Here is a 15,090-nt window from a genome sequence, read left to right as displayed (position 1 = left end):
GCCAGGTTGAACGAGACAGTTCCATCGAAACAAAAATTGCGGCAAGGTTGGTCTGGATGGCGGTCGAAGCGTCTGTATTCTTGAACATTGGGACCTCAGTGTCGGGCGAAATGAGAAACTGACCCCAGTTGGCCCTCAATGCCTACGGGCGCCAGGATGGCGCAAAGTCCGGCCGCGGGGGCAAGGCGCTATTGTCAAGTCTTCTGACGTGCGCCCGTTGCGGTCACCGCCTCAGTGTATTTTACAGAGGGCGCCAACCCAGCCTGCCGGTTTACCGATGCTGTAAGGGCGAGTTGGCGGGGCAACCACGTTGTATGGTCTTCGGTGCGCAAAAGGTTGATGCCGCAGTTGCACGAGAGTTGTTACGAGCGGTAGAACCGTTGGCGATCGAAGCCGCGATCGAGGCGGAGCAGATGCACCGGAAACAAGTCAAAGACCAGCGCCAGATCATTGATCTGGAACTCCAGCAGGCCCGCTACGAGGCCGGTCTCGCCGAGCGGCGTTACGCGGCATGTGATCCCGACAATCGTCTGATTGCCGCACAATTGGAGAAGAATTGGGAAATCGCGCTGCGCCGTGTGCATGATCTGGAGACGCGCCAGTCCACCAAAGAAGACACGACAACCATTGCGGTTGATCCAGGTGCTTTCGCCGATCTGGCGGCAAACCTGTCAGCAGCCTGGAATGCTCCTGATGTGACGATGCGTGCCCGCCAGCAGCTTCTTCGAACGCTGGTTGCCGACATCATCGTCGATGTCGACGATGCCGTTCGTGATGTCGTGCTCACGATCCATTGGCGGGGTGGCCAGCACTCGGAACTGCGCGTCCACAAGCCGCAATCCGGTGAACACGGCAGCGCGACAGCCGAAGATGCACTGGAAGTCATCCGCAGCATGGCCGGCCGCTGGTCCGACGAGCATATCGCCGCGACCCTCAACCGAATGGGCTTTCCCACCGGCCAGGGAAAGACCTGGACAGCCCATCGGGTCCGGTCTGTCCGTTACGTGCGTGGTATCGATGCCTACCGTTCAGCCGACAAGAATGGCGAATGGCTGACACAGGCAGAGGTCGCCAAAGCGCTGGGCGTCTCAAGCTATATGGTACGACGACTTGTTTCCACCGGCGTGCTTCCTGCGGTTCAGGTTGATCCGCGAGCACCCTATCAAATCCGGGCCATCGACTTGACATCCGAGCCGGTCAGAACGGCGATTGCCCGGAAAGGTCGCCCGTTGCGCGATGTTGAAGCGGACACGCTTCCAATGTTTCCATACACTTAACGAGGTAGCGCATAATGAAACACGTCTCGCCACACCGCGCAGCGATCGCTCCGCGCAATTGTTCGACAAGCAGATGCGCCCGTCGTCGAGGAAACGAGTGAAGGATTCCCAACGGTTCAGCATGTAGTCAAACGCCTTTGCTAAGTCACTGTCGCGCGATAGCTTGGCGCGTTGTTCGCGTATCCATATTTCCATGTCGTCGATCAGCGGCTTTGATAACTGCTGGCGGCTTGCCTTTCGCTCATTCGCAGTGCGGCCATTGATCTGGCGTTCGATTTCGAATAGCGCGTCGATCCGCTGCACCATGTTCAAAGCGACCGGCGAGATGACGGCGGCACTTTTACCCTGCGCTTTTCGGCGAGCATTGGTCTCCAGATCGGCCTGCGCAAAAAACGGTCGTCGCGCGTGCGCCCAACACCCCGCTTCATAAATCGGACCCGGACTTCGATCAGGAAGATAGAGCTGGCCATAGCCCGTATACGCATCTGCCTGAAGGATGCCGCTATAATTGGCCAGATGCGCCTGTGGATGTTCGCCGGCCCGGTCCCGGGAATAATAGAACATCGCCGACGGTGGGGCCGTTCCGCCAAACGGAGCATCGTCCTTGACGTAGCTCCATATCCGACCGGTGGCAGTCTTGCCGAGAGCCATGACCGGTACGGTCGTGTCATCACCGTGGATCCGTTCAGACGCGAACGTATGGCTTTCAATCCGCCGCACCAGCGGGTCAAGGACCTGGCAGCACGCGCCAATCGCGTCTGCTGCTGTCGACAGACTGATTGGCACACCTTCCAGAGCAAAACGTTCGACCTGGCGATTGAGGGGAATGTGCTGGCCGAACTTGTCGCAGAGCATCATCGCCAAAAGGCTCGGGCCAGCCCATCCTCTCGGGATGACATGAAAGGGTGCAGGTGCCTGACTGATCTTCTCACAGTCGCGGCAGGTGAACTTTTCCCGCACCGTCTGAATGACCTTCCAGCTACGCGGCACGCTCTCCATCGTTTCGGTAATATCTTCGCCGAGTTTGCGAAGCCGTTCGCTGCCGCAGCAGCTGCAGGCAACCGGGCCTGGCACAACAAAACGCTCACGCGGCAGATGTTCCGGGAAAGGCTTCTTGACCGGCCGCTTGCGCGTAAATCCTGCGACCGCAATCGCAGCAGCTGCGGCAACGGCCATTTCGGCGGCAAGCTCATCTTCGGTCGCCGTCGCTTCGGCGTCCTCAAGCAGCAGCTCCATCTGTGCAATCAGCCGCGCCGTCCGTTCCGACTTCTGACCACGCAGCTCCCGTTGCAGCTTTTCGATGTAGACTTTCTGGCGAAGAATGATGGCCTGATCGTCGGCCTCCTTGGCCTTGGCAACGGCCAATTCGGCCAATGCAGTAGCCCGTTCCGCTCGCGCTATCGCCAGCTCTGCTTCTAGGGCAGCAGCATGATCACGGTGATTTTCCGAGCCGGTTTCCATGCTCGAAGTGAATCACAAAACCACTGATTTGCATAGATTTTCTTGGCGTATCAGGCGGCAAATCCCGCCCAAAATACACTATCCCGCGCTCGTCGGCCGCCATGTCTGCTGCGGGTTTCGCCAGTCAATTCCCTCAAGCAAATACGACATCTGGCCAGCCGTCAGCGCAATCGCGCCCCCCTCCGTCGCCGGCCAAATGAAACGGCCGCGCTCGAGCCGCTTTGCGTATAGAGAAAGGCCAACTCCGTCATGCCAAATAGCCTTGATCAGCCGACCATTTTTCCCGCGGAAGATAAAAACGTCGCCCTTGAACGGGTCTCGACCCAGACCTTCCTGCACAATTAGAGCCAGGCCCTGCATCCCCTTGCGCATATCGCAATGGCCGCTCGCAATCCAAACACGCACGCTCGAACTGATCGGGATCATTTGAGCGCTCGTATGACTGCAGCAGCAAGATCGCAAGGCGCATAAGACGCAATCTTCACCTTCGTGCCGTTTGCAAAGTCCAAAACGATGGTCGCAGAGCCGCCATCACCACCGCCGGCGGCCCCCGAGACCGTCGCAGGCACGAACGCAGGGCTATCCTTCACCGCAACTGCCAGCGCTTGACGGCGCCACGTGTAGATCAGCCCCGTCGAAACATCATAGCGACGCGCCACCTCCGAGACGTTCGCTCCCGGCCCAAATGCCGCTTCCAGAATCTCCAGCCGATCATCTGCCGACCAACGACGACGCCGTTCTTGACCCGTCAGCAAAATTGCCTGTGCCATCGTTCCTCAACGCGCTCTTAAGTCCACTCTCAAGAGCGCAAAATCACGATATCGACAAAAACTCGCAAGGCGGTTCACGCCGGAGGGATACTCTATAACGGCGATGACGAATCCATCACCGCCCTGACAGACGACGGCATGGAGGAACTGGAACAGATGCTCTCCTACGCTCACCGTTCAACCGACGAATGGAACGACTTCCTCGACAGCTTTGTCGACGAGGAGGAACTGGTCGCCCGCTTCAAAGCGAAATCTCCGCGGTAACAATCGGTCGGTTACGACACCAAATCATGGATGAAGGTCAAAAACTTGCGGTGCGGCTGGTTGGTCGGAATGGGCGACGCCGTTTCGATCAAAGTTCGAAAGATCGCCTTCTTGCGGCCTGCCTTGAACCCGGCGCATCGGTATCGAAACTTGCGCGAGAACACGGGGTCAACGCGAACCTCGTTTGGAAATGGATCGTAAGCGTTGCGACCGCCCGTAACCGACCGATTGTTACCGCGGAGATTTCGCTTTGATGCGGGCGATGGCGTCTGGATCTGAGAGGAAGTCGAAGTCGTCGAGGAAGTCGTTCCAGGTTTCGGGCGAACGGCGAGCAGCGGAAAGCATCTGCGTCAGTTCGTCGATGCCGTCATCAGTCAGAGCGGTGATTGATTTGTTGACGAACGATGCCAGGATCGCGAAGGTCTTGCCAATCTGCTTCTGCCAATATCTCCAGCCTAGCCTCTTTCGACCATCGCCGCCTACGCTCAACGCCGGAAATAATCTCCATGCGAGCCATGCCAGCCTCTCAGATCTGGTATTAATGTATTAATGTCAGCACTAATGCTGGTTCTAATGCCAGAACATCGCCTAACTGGCTCGTTCAGCAAAATCCGCTCACCGGACGCTAACGACCCACTCACCTGGCTGCGCCACGTGCTCACCGCGTTGCCGCAGCGCGACGAGGACGCCGATATCGGCGACCTGTTACCGTTCAACTTCTCCGGTGCGGGACCTCAGCGGCCTAATAGAGCTGCATATCGCTCCCGATGCGAAGGCGATTTAGCCGTGACGCAGCCGTCAATGCGCATGGAAAATCGCGCTTACCACTAAAGGAAAGGCGCATGGGGCATTCATCGTATAGGCAGTTTTGCTGGCGGGGCAAGAACGACGTCGGCGATGGTCGGTAGATGTATTGCTTATTCGCATAACGGAGGTGGAGGAGATCGCCACAGCGTGGCTTTGGACATGCAGCTATGAGTGCCTGCCGCAACACCGGCATTGGTGGCGTCACGCCCGCCCAGAAACTGAAAATGGCCGTGTAAATGTGTAAATTCCACAGTCAAACCCCCGCTAAAGCGGGAAGGGTTACCCCATCCACTGACCGCGCCGCTTTCGAATTTCATAAATGCCCGAAATAAGCGTTTGCGACGGTCTCTGCGTCACCGTCCATTTTGACTTTTCCGTGTTCAAGCCAGAGTATGCGAGAGCAGTTCTTAACCAGCAGCTCTTTCGAATGGCTCGCAATAATCAGTATCTTGGTTTGGTTCACGAGTTGATGAAGACGTTCGTTTGCCTTGGTTTGGAAACCCTCGTCTCCAGCCGCCAACCATTCATCCATGATCAGTATTTCAGGCTCAATTACGGTCGAGATAGAAAACGCTAGTCGAAGCTGCATGCCGGTCGAATAGGTTCGCACAGGCATGCTCAAGAAATTGCCCAATTCGGAGAATTCCTCAATCTCCGCCTGTTTCGCGGCCATCTCTTTCCTCGAAAATCCCAATAGCGCTCCGCGAATGCCAATGTTTTCTCGCCCAGTAGCTTCGGGATCTATTCCCAGTGAAATGTTGATTAGCGACGTGCATTTGCCCTTAATCGCTATGCTGCCGACTGTGGGATGATATACACCACTCATAACTCGTAAGAGTGTGGTCTTGCCGGAGCCGTTATGACCCACAAGGCCAAGCCGTTCGCCCTCGTGGAGGTTGACGTTAATATCATCCAAGCCTCGAATAACGACAACTCCGTCAGAGTTCGAGCCAATCGTTCCGCCGGTTGCCAAGCTCATGACCTGACTCTTCAGCGATCTACCTTTCGCATTGTAAATCGGGAAATCTACGGTGACATTTTCGAGTATCAGCGACGACATGTTAACCTTCGAGAACGTATTCAGAATAGAAACTAGAGCCAATAGGTGACGCGGGCGCGATAGCGATCGAGAAACAATAGTGCTGCTACCCAGCCAACGATTGCCATGCCTACTACGACTCCCCAGTTGAGAAGCGTACCAGTACCCCCAAGGAGGGGCTCTCGTATCACACTTACCAAGTGATAGAACGGATTGAAATCGAGCACCAAAGCCGATCTATCAGATGGCAACTGATGCGGCTGCCACATTATTGGTGTTACATACAGTCCTACTTGCATGATGTTTTGAATAATTTGCGTCAAATCACGATATCGCGTGCAGACTACAGAAAGAATGATCATCATCCATAGCAGATTGGCCGAGACCAAAACAAAAGCCGGAATGACGAGAAGCGCTTCAAAGTTAACAAACTTTCCAAAACTTAATAAGACGATAGGAAAAATGACCATGTTGTGGAACAATATTATCGAGTTTCTCCACCAGGTTCGCAATATATAGGTAAAGAAAGGCAGCGGTAGCTGCAGCATCGTTTCGGCGTTGGAAATAAAACTAGTGCAGCCCTCGCTTATAAGCTGAGAATAGTATCCCCACATTATAATCCCCACGCAAATAAATGGCAGGAATTCCGACATGGGGGATCGGAAAATTGTTCCAAAGACCAATCCGAGGGCGCCGATCAAGACTCCCATGTTGATAGTCAACCAGAATGCGCCGATGCTCGAACGTCGGTAGCGTTGAGCTACATCTTGCCAACCTAGGAGCGCCGCCAATCGGAAGTTGATAACTGATCGGACAACGTCTTTCCATGCGGTTATTCGCTGCACATTCGATGGGGCCATTTGTGATTTTATCTTTCGTTGGACTTATTGCGAGCTCAATTGCCTGTGCCTATAGACGCATTCGCTCCGGGGTTCAACGCACAGCGCGTTGGAACGATCGTCGCGGTGACCTGCCACGGAACTTTCATCCACGGCGATTAGAGCGTCGGCGGATTTTGAGCCGCCCCCCAAAAAAAATGGGCCGGCGCAGGCTAGAGTTTTCCGGCTTCTGAACCGTCCTAGGTTTCTGGACCAGCGTAGGCTGGAGTTTTCGGTCTTCAATCAGGGAAGCGGACGAGTGGACTTAAGAGCGCACTGAGCAATTCATGGGACATGCAATTTTGCTGACGGGACCAGAGCGGCGTCGGCGATGGTCAGTGGAAGATCGCGTGCAGATAGGCTTTCGCGGCGGGCGCGGTGGTTTCCGAAGTTGCACGTCGCTTCGAGGTTTCGACTGGCACGATCGATACATGGCGACGCAGGCTTTGGTCCAGCAGGCGGAGCCCGCCTTTGTGCGTGCCAAGCTTGTTGACACCGCCAGCCGCGATGCGATCGAACCGGCCTTGTTGCTGGACTTCCCGACGGGCGTGAAGGTGAGAATTGGCTCTGCCGCGCCAACCGAACTTGCGGCCGCGGTCATGCGAGCGCTCAAATGATTCCGATTAGGCGTCGTCTGGCCGGGTGCCCAATAGGCCACGGCGCGCTAACCAAGCCGGATGGCTGGCCCGCTAGTTCGCCTTCACCAGATATTGCGGAAACAGCTCGGGATTATTGAAAGCAGCCTGCTGGATGGTAATCGTATCATTCGACTTAATGCGTGGCTCGATGAAGCCTCTGACGATTTCGCCGATCGGGTTGACGGCTCCGACGATCAGGAAGGCCGCCAACGGCCATGTCCACCGCCAACTCTTCCCGAGAATGGTCTCGGCCGAATGGACCGCGAGAACGGACAAGGCAGGGATGCCGCCGCGCATCATCAGGTCGTTGTAGAATCCGACGCGGGTAAGCGACAGCGCCGTCAGGAAGACGAGGCAGGTGACGACTGGAACCGCGACTGAGCGGTTTGCCCTAACGATGCATGCACCTAGGATCCAGAATTCCAGCAGCAGGAACAGGAAGAATATTGGAACGGTGAAATAGCGGTCTATCCAGCCGGCCGCCATCGGCAGGCTGGTGGCTCCCTGCGACAGGAGCCAGAAAATCGGGATAAATAGCAGTATCGCTGCGCCGACGTTCTGGATCGTGAGCGCCTGCTTGATGCCAGTCTTGGTAAGCGCGATGATCACCACGGGCGCCATGCCGATCAGCACGAACGGCGACCAGGCGGCGATCGCCGCAGCGATCGTCATGCCGTTCCGCACCGACCTTTTCGGGTATCGGAGGAAGAGCGCTGCGCCGATCCATGCCGGGATCGCATGCTGCGGCGTCCACAGAAGGCTGGTGACATTTGCCGGGCTCTCGGCGAAGCCGGCCCACCATTCGATATGGAAGATGGGGCCGAACCGGTATTGCGTGATAGCGTATCCGACGATATCAGCACCACTGAACAGTAGGAAGATTGCGCAGGCTGATGACTGCTCCTTCCAGCTCTTCGCGTCGCGAAAGGCGATACGCAGCGCGACGAAAAGCCCTGCCGCAGTCCAGACGAAGCTTGCATAGGAAACGGACCACTTGCCAATTGCCTTCCCGACAAGCGCTGGAACCACATACCAGGCGAGCGGATAGCGTAGCGAATAGGTGCCATCATCTAGCTGCACCTTCGGTGGCCACGGTTGATCGACCAGCAGATTGAACAGAGCGTAGTGCTTTTGCCAATCCGAGTTTTGACCTAGCGGCGGCGCGATGCCCGATAGAAAAACGGCCAGAAGCGATATCGCGAGGATGGTTAGCCAATCCCTCCCATAGAAGGCGCTTTCGTCACCGCTGTTGCGCGCAAGAAGCGCAATTGAAAGCGTCGCGCCGCAGGCACCGCTGACGACAGTCGGCCAATGACTGAATCCTAGAAGGAAGATGACGGCAGGAAACAGTAGATAGAGCACCGCTGCCGGGAACATGTGATCCGAACTCTGATGGGATGATCGCATCGCTGGTGAATGGCCTAGCTGGTGCTCAATTGTCGATGGTAAGGCACCTATCACGAGTCACAGAGCGAAGAAAGATTAACAATTATGGAGCGAGCGAAATTCTTCGCTGCGGTGCAAAACCCAATTTTGGGAGAGAAACTGTCGCAGACCCACGCAGCAATGCGGAGAGCGTCAGGATCTGTGCCAGGTCGCCTACACCCTTGCCACCCCGATAATCGAGACGGGCGGGTCATTTGTCCCGATCGATGAGAACCTGAATTATAGCGCCCTTGGCTTGCGAGAGACGTTCCCGAAGTACTTCACACGCCGGCACAAGCCACCGCCTATGCCAGGCAGCCCCGGAGGATCGCCAATCGGCCTACGCCAACTGCATGGGCAATTGCAACGAGGCCAGCAACGACGGCTGGCGGAATCGTGGCCGTGGCTTCGTTCAGATCACCGGCAACGACGACTACTCCAAGTTCTCGAAAATCCTTGGTGTGGAGATCCTCGGCAATCCTGATCTGGCCTTCAACGGCGATATCGCGGCAAAGATCATCGTGATCCGCATGCGCGACGGCGTCTTCACCGGTCACGAGCTCTCCAATTATTTCGAACCGGATTTGGCCGATTGGGTCGGCGTCCGGCACATCGTGAGTGGTCAGGACAATGCCCAGCAGATCGCGAACTTCCGTCGGCTCTTCAACACCAAGCGTTGCTACAGGTCTGATTTACAGGTGGCGACGGCAAGCTAAGGCCGCAGAAGTCGGCCATCCCTGGAACGGCAGACAACTAGTAGATTAGCCGGTGGCTAATCAATGGCTGTTGCTACCGCGCAACATACAATCGTGAATAGTTAGAGGACTAAAGCACTTTGACGCTATGTTCGCCTTGCACGTGTACAGCCCCAACGTTATGAAGCGGAAGTTGGGGAATAATTTTATGAAGTATATCATTATATTAGTATTGGTTGCATCTACATTTTTGTTTGTCTGCGATTCGCTGGATGTGAGCGTCAAGTTTCTCGTGTATGGGTTGTTTCTCATGTTCGTCGGTGCCGTTGGTGCTCTTGTCGCCCATGCTTGGCGTGAAGAGGAATAGACCGTAAACCGTCTAATCGGACGCTTACTATGTCGCCTCGCTATCGGAAACGGTCACCTCAAAGGCTGCGCAACCCATCGCCCGTCGTGCAGTTGCTGGAGCGTCGTCTTTGGAAGGGGGCGAGCATACTACCTTATCCATCGCGACCGATTGCGGACAGCTTTGCGTTCAAATGGGGATATTCCCTGAGATCGCGGCCGCTCTCCATTCAATCTGAGATTCGCGACGGATTTGCTTTACTTTGCCAGCTGAGCCTTGATTGCAAGTTGGAACTCCTGGGCGGTCTTGGGATCGGCTGAGCACCATGTCGTTGATGGTTGCGCTATAAGCTGCAGGTCAGCCCGGCCGCGCTTGTGATCACCTAACGCTTCGAGTGCCTGGCCGCGACGCATGCGAAATTCACTACATTGCGCGTAGCCGCCAAGTGCCTGATCAAATTCGAGAACAGCGCTATAGTAGTCTTTGTTACGGAAGTACCATTTGCCGAGAAGACCGTGGGCAAGTGATGCGAGCCGAGCTCCCGTGTAAGCAAAGACGCTTTTGTCTTCCGGCATGAACTCGAGAAAATCCTCAATAAAGTCTCGTTCACTCAGACTGAGATCCGCGTTGACTAGCTCAGAGAGTTGTTCCCTTGGCGCTTTGAACAGATCGTCAGTTTCTTTGCCTCCCATGCCATTCGCAAGTACCTTTCGAGAGCACATTGGTTCTGCAAGTGCACGCTGCCCAAAGGTCCGCCATAGGTCGGCATTTGTCGATATGTCGGCGGGCAGGGGATCTGCAATGGAATGCGCAATAAAGCTGCGCATATGCATTCGATCCTTGGCCTTCGTCAAATCAAGGCACGTCCGGATAATGTTAAAGTAGCCCAGTCGCGCAATCGATGCTTCGGTGCTGGCTGGCTGGTTTAATCGCGATGCGGTCGCAGAAGGATGTCCAGGATTTTGCCTTAAGTACCGCGCCGCGGCGGTACCTTCCTCTGCGCTCGGATCCATCGAAATGGCAGGCAAGCCGTTCGTCGCATTCCCATTTTGGTCGCCATGGCCTCCCTTAAGCGAACTTAAATAAGGATCGGGCGGCGTGGTTGGGCCAATGTAGCGAAGCACTTCGTCTGGGGCCGTAAGTAGCCAATTGAACTGAACCATGAGCTGGACATCATTGGCCTTCGAATCGAATGCTGCTATTCGCAGAAAACCGTCAAGCAGCAGTCTGCGAAATGCCTCTGGGAAAGCATCGAGATTTGGGCCAATCGTCTGCGGTGGAATTGCAGCCCAGATCGCCGATATGGTTTGCGGGTCACTAGCACCCTGCAGCACCGGCGCCCAGGAAACAAGCGAGCGCTCAATTTGCATACGCTGCTGGGGCGATCCTGATCGATATGCCTCAGCGAGGCGATGAAGTTTCTTTTCACGTTCCGCAGCAGGCATCGCCATGAATTGGCGCATGGAAAGCCCATCCGATCTCCTGAACCAGCTCCCGCCGAGGAGCTGGTTGGCGCGATCATGCAGCTCGTTTAACCATTGCAGATTTGGAAGATCGCGCACCAACAAATCAGCGTCTTTCCCGCTACCGCGAAAACCAGCCTGCTCTGAGGAAATCACAAATTTCATCAGGTCGACAAGTTGGCTGTCGGGCAACTGATCATCATTTGCCATAGCTTCAAGGGAAGAGCTTATGACTTCCGAAACAACGGCTTCAACTGGTTTTGCCGGATCAATCTTGGTTTGCCTGAGGGGCGAGAGCATGGTGAGCACTGCGATCACCATCATTACGGAGAAAATGACTTCAGCGGTGTTTATGAGCTTCTCAAAATCGCGCCACCTATTGCGTAGGTAATCGGATCTTGGAACTTTGTTCCACAAGCCACGACGGTCGGCGTCGATCACCCGCTGCACCGCGGCCAATATCGCGAGCCGATCAATGTGAAATGCCAAAATGATGCGTGTGACGAGCAAGACCACAATACTCGCCAAACCGATCCACGGGACGATGTTGCTGATCGGCAGGAAGCTTCCCGCGGCAATCAGGCTCATGAGCGCAAATAGAATGCCGCTCTGCCAGAACAACCCGGCAGACGCCGATCGTGTGGTCGGAACGATCAGAGATTTCCAATCGAACCGGGACGGCCAGCGCTTGTGCTCGACTGCCTCGTTAAAGAATTTTGCGCGCTGGACTGTTTGCAGCGCAACGGTGCGGTCTTCGTTTGGGAAGTTCGGAAGGCCGGTTTTTTCGTCAAAATAAGCAACGCGCCCTGCTGCGCGCCGCTGCAGAATACCGCGTGCGACCTGAGCATGTGCCAGCCACGAGAAATAAAGCATGGCAGCCTGTTGGCCGCAAAGATGGACGAGCTTAGCGGGACGTTCAGCAAATCGGCATTGTTCCTCGACCGTTTCGACGACGGCAGCAAAACTGTGCCCTTGCGCGAACTCGTGTACGGTGTCGTGGCTTTGAAGCGCGGAACCGGGAAGCATCGACGCCACGTATTGACCAACCGCTTCCAGGAACGCTTCGTGATGTAGCAGGCTCAAGTTCGCAGCCGCCAAATCGAACAGTGCCACCCAAGGCTGGATCTCTTGCGCGGCCGGATCGACGCTCCAGGAGCGCTGCTTTCCTTGCGCGATGATATCGTTCAAGCGGTCGAAGACCAATTCGTCATGTTCCCGCCCAATCGTTTCCGGTTGGTGTGCTGGATCAATGGATAGCTTGCGGGAGGGGCCAGATTCGTTCGAGTTCGCTGGTGGGGTACTGTTAGCAGGCGGTCGAGCGTTCTCATTTTCGGCAGGCGAACCCAGAGGCGCACGTGTGGCGTCAATCAGATTTATATCCGACGCATCGATCTCTTCGCGCAAGCCATCCTGATCATTGATGGTGTGCAGCAATATCTGGTTTGCTGTCTGCGCGTTCGCCCAAGCCAAGGCCGCATCTCTGGCACCCACGAGCCTCTGAAACCCTTGCGGATCCTCGTCCGGGCGAAAGTGGCGAAGCCGCCTTGCGTAGGCCCGTCGGATATCATCTTCGTCGTGCGTCGGGGCGATTTGAAGCAGCGTCCAGCAAGTTTCGAGCATGTGATTACAGAGTGGTGCGTTCGAATTGATTCAATGTTTCGCTAAATCTGCGGCGCAAACCGTCCAGATCGTGGTTGGTCTGGTCATTTAGCGCCGCCTCGAATTGCAGAAGTAGCTGAGCGATATGCTCGCGGTCAGATCGCAGGGATTCCGCGAAAAGCCGTTCTGCCCTGGCGATCAAGGAACGGTTTCCCTGCTGATTGCGTGGTGCCAATTTTATTGAGGCGAGCGTCGCGAAGCTTTTGTCGAGCTCCTCGTCACTCAAGTTCGACTGATTGCGAAAGACTTTCCGTTCCAGGAAGCCGGTTGATGTGACCTTCACCTCGACTTCCAGCGCGCCATTGATATCGTAGGTGAAGCGCACGCCAACCGATTCTCTTCCAGCCGGTCCTGCTGGAACCGGAACACTGACTGTTCCAATCCGGACATTCTGCGACGGACGCATGTGTTCCCCCTGCAGGACATCGATATCGACACGGGTCTGGCCGTTCGCAATCGTACGGTAGCTATTTTCCCTGCTGATCGGCACCACCGCATTTCGGTCAATGATTGGTGAGAGGATAGCACCGTCAGGCGCTCGGCGATCCATGACGGAGGTGCCTAAGGTGAAGGGGCAAACATCGGTCATGATGACTTCGTCGAGGGCACCTCGGCGGTGCTTCAAGCCGGCCTGAACTGCGGCGCCGAGCGCAATGGCATGATCAGGTCTCGGATGCGCCAAAGGAAAGCGGCCAAACAGCCTCGTGACCAGGCTGCGGACAAGCGGCATTCGGGTCGCGCCGCCCACCAGCACGATCTGATCTATCTTGGTGGGGTCGACGCGGGCGTCACGGATGGCGCTTTCGATTGGCGCGCGCATCCGTCTGATGAGTGGAGCGGAGGCTTCCTCGAAGGCAGCTCGCGTCAACTCACCGGCGCAGGTCGCGCGACCGAGCGTGAATTCGTAAGTTGCCTCAGGCCATTCCGATAGAGCAAACTTGAGGGCTTCAGCTTCGCGCGACAGTCGGGCATGCTCAGATGGCTCGAGCCTTTCCTCGTCGAGTTCATGTCGCTTGAGCAACAATTTCACAATCAAATCGCGAAAATCGTTGCCTCCTAACAGGGAATCGCCCGCTGACGCTCGAATTTCCATGACATTCTCATATTTATGCAGAAGTGACACATCGAAGGTTCCTCCGCCGAGATCGAGGATGAGGAAACGTCCGTCACCGGCCGCTTCCAACCCATGTGCTAACGCGGCGGCAGTAGGCTCATTAATCAATCGCTCGACCTTCAAGCCGGCCAGTTGTGCCGCATGGAGCGTGGCCTTGCGTTGCGGATCGTTGAAATAGGCCGGTACAGAAATGACGGCTTCGGCGATGACCTCGCCGAGCTCGCTTTCAACGTCATTCTTGAGCGACTTCAATACGAGCGCCGATAGCTCCTCGGCGCGCCAAGTCTTTCCAGCCAACTGGACACCTTTGGCGCTACCCATCCAGCGCTTGAAAGAGGTAACAGAACGGTCTGGATGCGTGATCAGGCGATCGGCGGCAGCGCGGCCGACTAAGATCACACCGTCTTCGGCCACGCTGACGGCTGATGGTGTCAAAGCTTCACCAAGCGCATTGGTAATCAGACATGCCTTATTTTCGGACCAAACTGCCACCAACGAATTGGAAGTGCCGAGATCAATGCCGACAATTGCCATCAATACCTCGCGTGCAAGTGGAAAAGATTGAGGGAGCGATCACTGTTGGATAGCAAACAGGTGTAAAACGACTGTGCAGTTGCAACCGCCAAATTGACTCGAGCGAGGTCTATCTGCTTGGAACCAGCGACCAGGGCCGCGATAAAATTTCGCGACCGATTTTCGGGTCACGCCTTATTCTCGTGGTAGTCGGGCTGGTCGCTGTGGCGGCCGCACCTGCTCCTTGAAGACGCAATTTCGGCACTCGACGCCTCAGTGTTAGCCGAGCTGCTGAAACTACTTGAACAGGTATGCTAGGAGCGCGGTCTGACCTACGGCTATGGCTGTCACGATCTCGGTGTTGTCACCCTCATGTGTGACCGCGTCGCTATCATGGATCACGGCAAGGTCACTGAGGCGCTAACCGCAGGGGAACTCGTGGAGGGCAGGGTGAAAGAGGACTACAGCCGCCACTGATGTCGGCGAGTAAGGGTTTCGTGCGTGCCGCTTGAGACTGGATGCGCTCACCAGCTTCTATGGCACCGCCCGGGGAGGCGCCAGGAACTGCTCGTCGGCCCCCGCGGCGGTCAGCCGGTAACCACCCGATCTGTACTTGTCAGGCCCACGCGCGCTGACGTGGTAGAACGCTCTTCACAATTCCAAACCCAATCCTTTGCTGAGGCTGCGTTTCAATTCGTAATCCCGCGAACGTTCGGCGCTTCGAGCACGATCGACAATGCC

General features: G+C 56.0%; 11 protein-coding genes and 4 pseudogenes. 6 read left to right on the top strand and 9 right to left on the bottom strand.

Annotated elements, in window-relative coordinates; translation table 11 throughout:
* Positions 1-125: 125 nt before the first annotated feature.
* A pseudogene (locus PY650_RS37570) lies at positions 126-1,277 on the top strand (recombinase zinc beta ribbon domain-containing protein); the annotation flags it as partial.
* A gap of 12 nt (positions 1,278-1,289) precedes the next feature.
* On the opposite strand, the pseudogene tnpC reads toward PY650_RS37570, so the two are convergent.
* From tnpC to tnpA, 3 genes and pseudogenes are all read right to left on the bottom strand, one after another.
* Positions 1,290-2,738 (bottom strand): annotated as a pseudogene (tnpC, locus tag PY650_RS34465) (IS66 family transposase); the annotation flags it as partial.
* A 78-nt stretch (positions 2,739-2,816) separates the two neighbouring features.
* Positions 2,817-3,164 carry an IS66 family insertion sequence element accessory protein TnpB gene (tnpB, locus tag PY650_RS34460; protein WP_285884510.1) on the bottom strand — a complete coding sequence of 116 codons (348 nt, stop codon included), beginning with the start codon at positions 3,162-3,164 and terminating at the stop codon, positions 2,817-2,819.
* A complete protein-coding gene (gene tnpA / locus PY650_RS34455) occupies positions 3,161-3,508 on the bottom strand; it encodes an IS66-like element accessory protein TnpA (RefSeq protein WP_285884509.1) in 348 nt (115 codons plus the stop codon). The genes tnpB and tnpA overlap by 4 nt, the downstream gene beginning before the upstream one ends.
* A 138-nt stretch (positions 3,509-3,646) precedes the next feature.
* On the opposite strand from tnpA, the gene PY650_RS34450 reads away from it, so the two are divergent.
* Both PY650_RS34450 and PY650_RS34445 read left to right on the top strand, forming a co-directional pair.
* On the top strand, positions 3,647-3,772 hold the full coding sequence (locus tag PY650_RS34450; RefSeq protein WP_285884513.1) for a hypothetical protein: 126 nt from the start codon (positions 3,647-3,649) through the stop codon (positions 3,770-3,772).
* A 23-nt stretch (positions 3,773-3,795) separates the two neighbouring features.
* Positions 3,796-3,969 (top strand): annotated as a pseudogene (locus tag PY650_RS34445) (transposase); the annotation flags it as partial.
* Positions 3,970-4,003: 34 nt separating this feature from the next.
* Here PY650_RS34445 and PY650_RS34440 read toward each other — a convergent pair.
* Positions 4,004-4,204 carry a hypothetical protein gene (locus PY650_RS34440; RefSeq protein WP_285884512.1) on the bottom strand — a complete coding sequence of 67 codons (201 nt, stop codon included), beginning with the start codon at positions 4,202-4,204 and terminating at the stop codon, positions 4,004-4,006.
* Between the two features lie 198 nt (positions 4,205-4,402).
* Here PY650_RS34440 and PY650_RS34435 point away from each other — a divergent pair.
* A pseudogene (locus PY650_RS34435) lies at positions 4,403-4,495 on the top strand (transposase domain-containing protein); the annotation flags it as partial.
* Between the two features lie 397 nt (positions 4,496-4,892).
* On the opposite strand, the gene PY650_RS34430 reads toward PY650_RS34435, so the two are convergent.
* Together PY650_RS34430 and PY650_RS34425 are read right to left on the bottom strand one after the other, a co-directional pair.
* Complete coding sequence (locus PY650_RS34430) at positions 4,893-5,639, bottom strand: ABC transporter ATP-binding protein (protein ID WP_285884508.1); 747 nt, start codon at positions 5,637-5,639, stop codon at positions 4,893-4,895.
* A gap of 32 nt (positions 5,640-5,671) precedes the next feature.
* Entirely contained in the window at positions 5,672-6,478 is an 807-nt protein-coding gene (locus PY650_RS34425; protein WP_285884507.1) for an ABC transporter permease, read from the bottom strand.
* 449 nt (positions 6,479-6,927) lie between these two features.
* Here PY650_RS34425 and PY650_RS34420 point away from each other — a divergent pair, with 449 nt between their 5' ends.
* A complete protein-coding gene (locus tag PY650_RS34420) occupies positions 6,928-7,113 on the top strand; it encodes a hypothetical protein (RefSeq protein ID WP_285884506.1) in 186 nt (61 codons plus the stop codon).
* Between the two features lie 72 nt (positions 7,114-7,185).
* On the opposite strand, the gene PY650_RS34415 is transcribed toward PY650_RS34420, so the two are convergent.
* Positions 7,186-8,511 carry a hypothetical protein gene (locus PY650_RS34415; RefSeq protein ID WP_285884504.1) on the bottom strand — a complete coding sequence of 442 codons (1,326 nt, stop codon included), beginning with the start codon at positions 8,509-8,511 and terminating at the stop codon, positions 7,186-7,188.
* Between the two features lie 401 nt (positions 8,512-8,912).
* Between PY650_RS34415 and PY650_RS34410 the strand changes: the two genes are divergently transcribed.
* Positions 8,913-9,275 (top strand): hypothetical protein, encoded by a 363-nt coding sequence (locus tag PY650_RS34410; protein ID WP_285884503.1) that lies wholly within the window; start codon positions 8,913-8,915, stop codon positions 9,273-9,275.
* A gap of 582 nt (positions 9,276-9,857) precedes the next feature.
* Here PY650_RS34410 and PY650_RS34405 read toward each other — a convergent pair.
* A complete protein-coding gene (locus tag PY650_RS34405) occupies positions 9,858-12,683 on the bottom strand; it encodes a hypothetical protein (protein WP_285884502.1) in 2,826 nt (941 codons plus the stop codon).
* A 4-nt stretch (positions 12,684-12,687) separates the two neighbouring features.
* Positions 12,688-14,370 carry a molecular chaperone HscC gene (locus PY650_RS34400; RefSeq protein ID WP_285884501.1) on the bottom strand — a complete coding sequence of 561 codons (1,683 nt, stop codon included), beginning with the start codon at positions 14,368-14,370 and terminating at the stop codon, positions 12,688-12,690.
* Positions 14,371-15,090 lie beyond the last annotated feature (720 nt).

The sequence above is a fragment of the Martinezella calliandrae genome (assembly GCF_030272695.1).
Taxonomy (GTDB): domain Bacteria; phylum Pseudomonadota; class Alphaproteobacteria; order Rhizobiales; family Rhizobiaceae; genus Rhizobium; species Rhizobium calliandrae.
This window is presented reverse-complemented; position numbering and strand designations above follow the sequence as displayed.

What these genes read in the sequence shown, in the direction of transcription:
- PY650_RS34430 (WP_285884508.1), bottom strand. Translation starts at nt 5,639, where the DNA reads ATGTCGTCGCTGATACTCGAAAATGTCACCGTAGATTTCCCGATTTAC.
- PY650_RS34415 (WP_285884504.1), bottom strand. Translation starts at nt 8,511, where the DNA reads ATGTTCCCGGCAGCGGTGCTCTATCTACTGTTTCCTGCCGTCATCTTC.
- PY650_RS34405 (WP_285884502.1), bottom strand. Translation starts at nt 12,683, where the DNA reads ATGCTCGAAACTTGCTGGACGCTGCTTCAAATCGCCCCGACGCACGAC.
- PY650_RS34420 (WP_285884506.1), top strand. Translation starts at nt 6,928, where the DNA reads ATGGCGACGCAGGCTTTGGTCCAGCAGGCGGAGCCCGCCTTTGTGCGT.
- PY650_RS34410 (WP_285884503.1), top strand. Translation starts at nt 8,913, where the DNA reads ATGGGCAATTGCAACGAGGCCAGCAACGACGGCTGGCGGAATCGTGGC.
- PY650_RS34400 (WP_285884501.1), bottom strand. Translation starts at nt 14,370, where the DNA reads ATGGCAATTGTCGGCATTGATCTCGGCACTTCCAATTCGTTGGTGGCA.
- tnpB (WP_285884510.1), bottom strand. Translation starts at nt 3,164, where the DNA reads ATGATCCCGATCAGTTCGAGCGTGCGTGTTTGGATTGCGAGCGGCCAT.
- tnpA (WP_285884509.1), bottom strand. Translation starts at nt 3,508, where the DNA reads ATGGCACAGGCAATTTTGCTGACGGGTCAAGAACGGCGTCGTCGTTGG.
- PY650_RS34450 (WP_285884513.1), top strand. Translation starts at nt 3,647, where the DNA reads ATGGAGGAACTGGAACAGATGCTCTCCTACGCTCACCGTTCAACCGAC.
- PY650_RS34425 (WP_285884507.1), bottom strand. Translation starts at nt 6,478, where the DNA reads ATGGCCCCATCGAATGTGCAGCGAATAACCGCATGGAAAGACGTTGTC.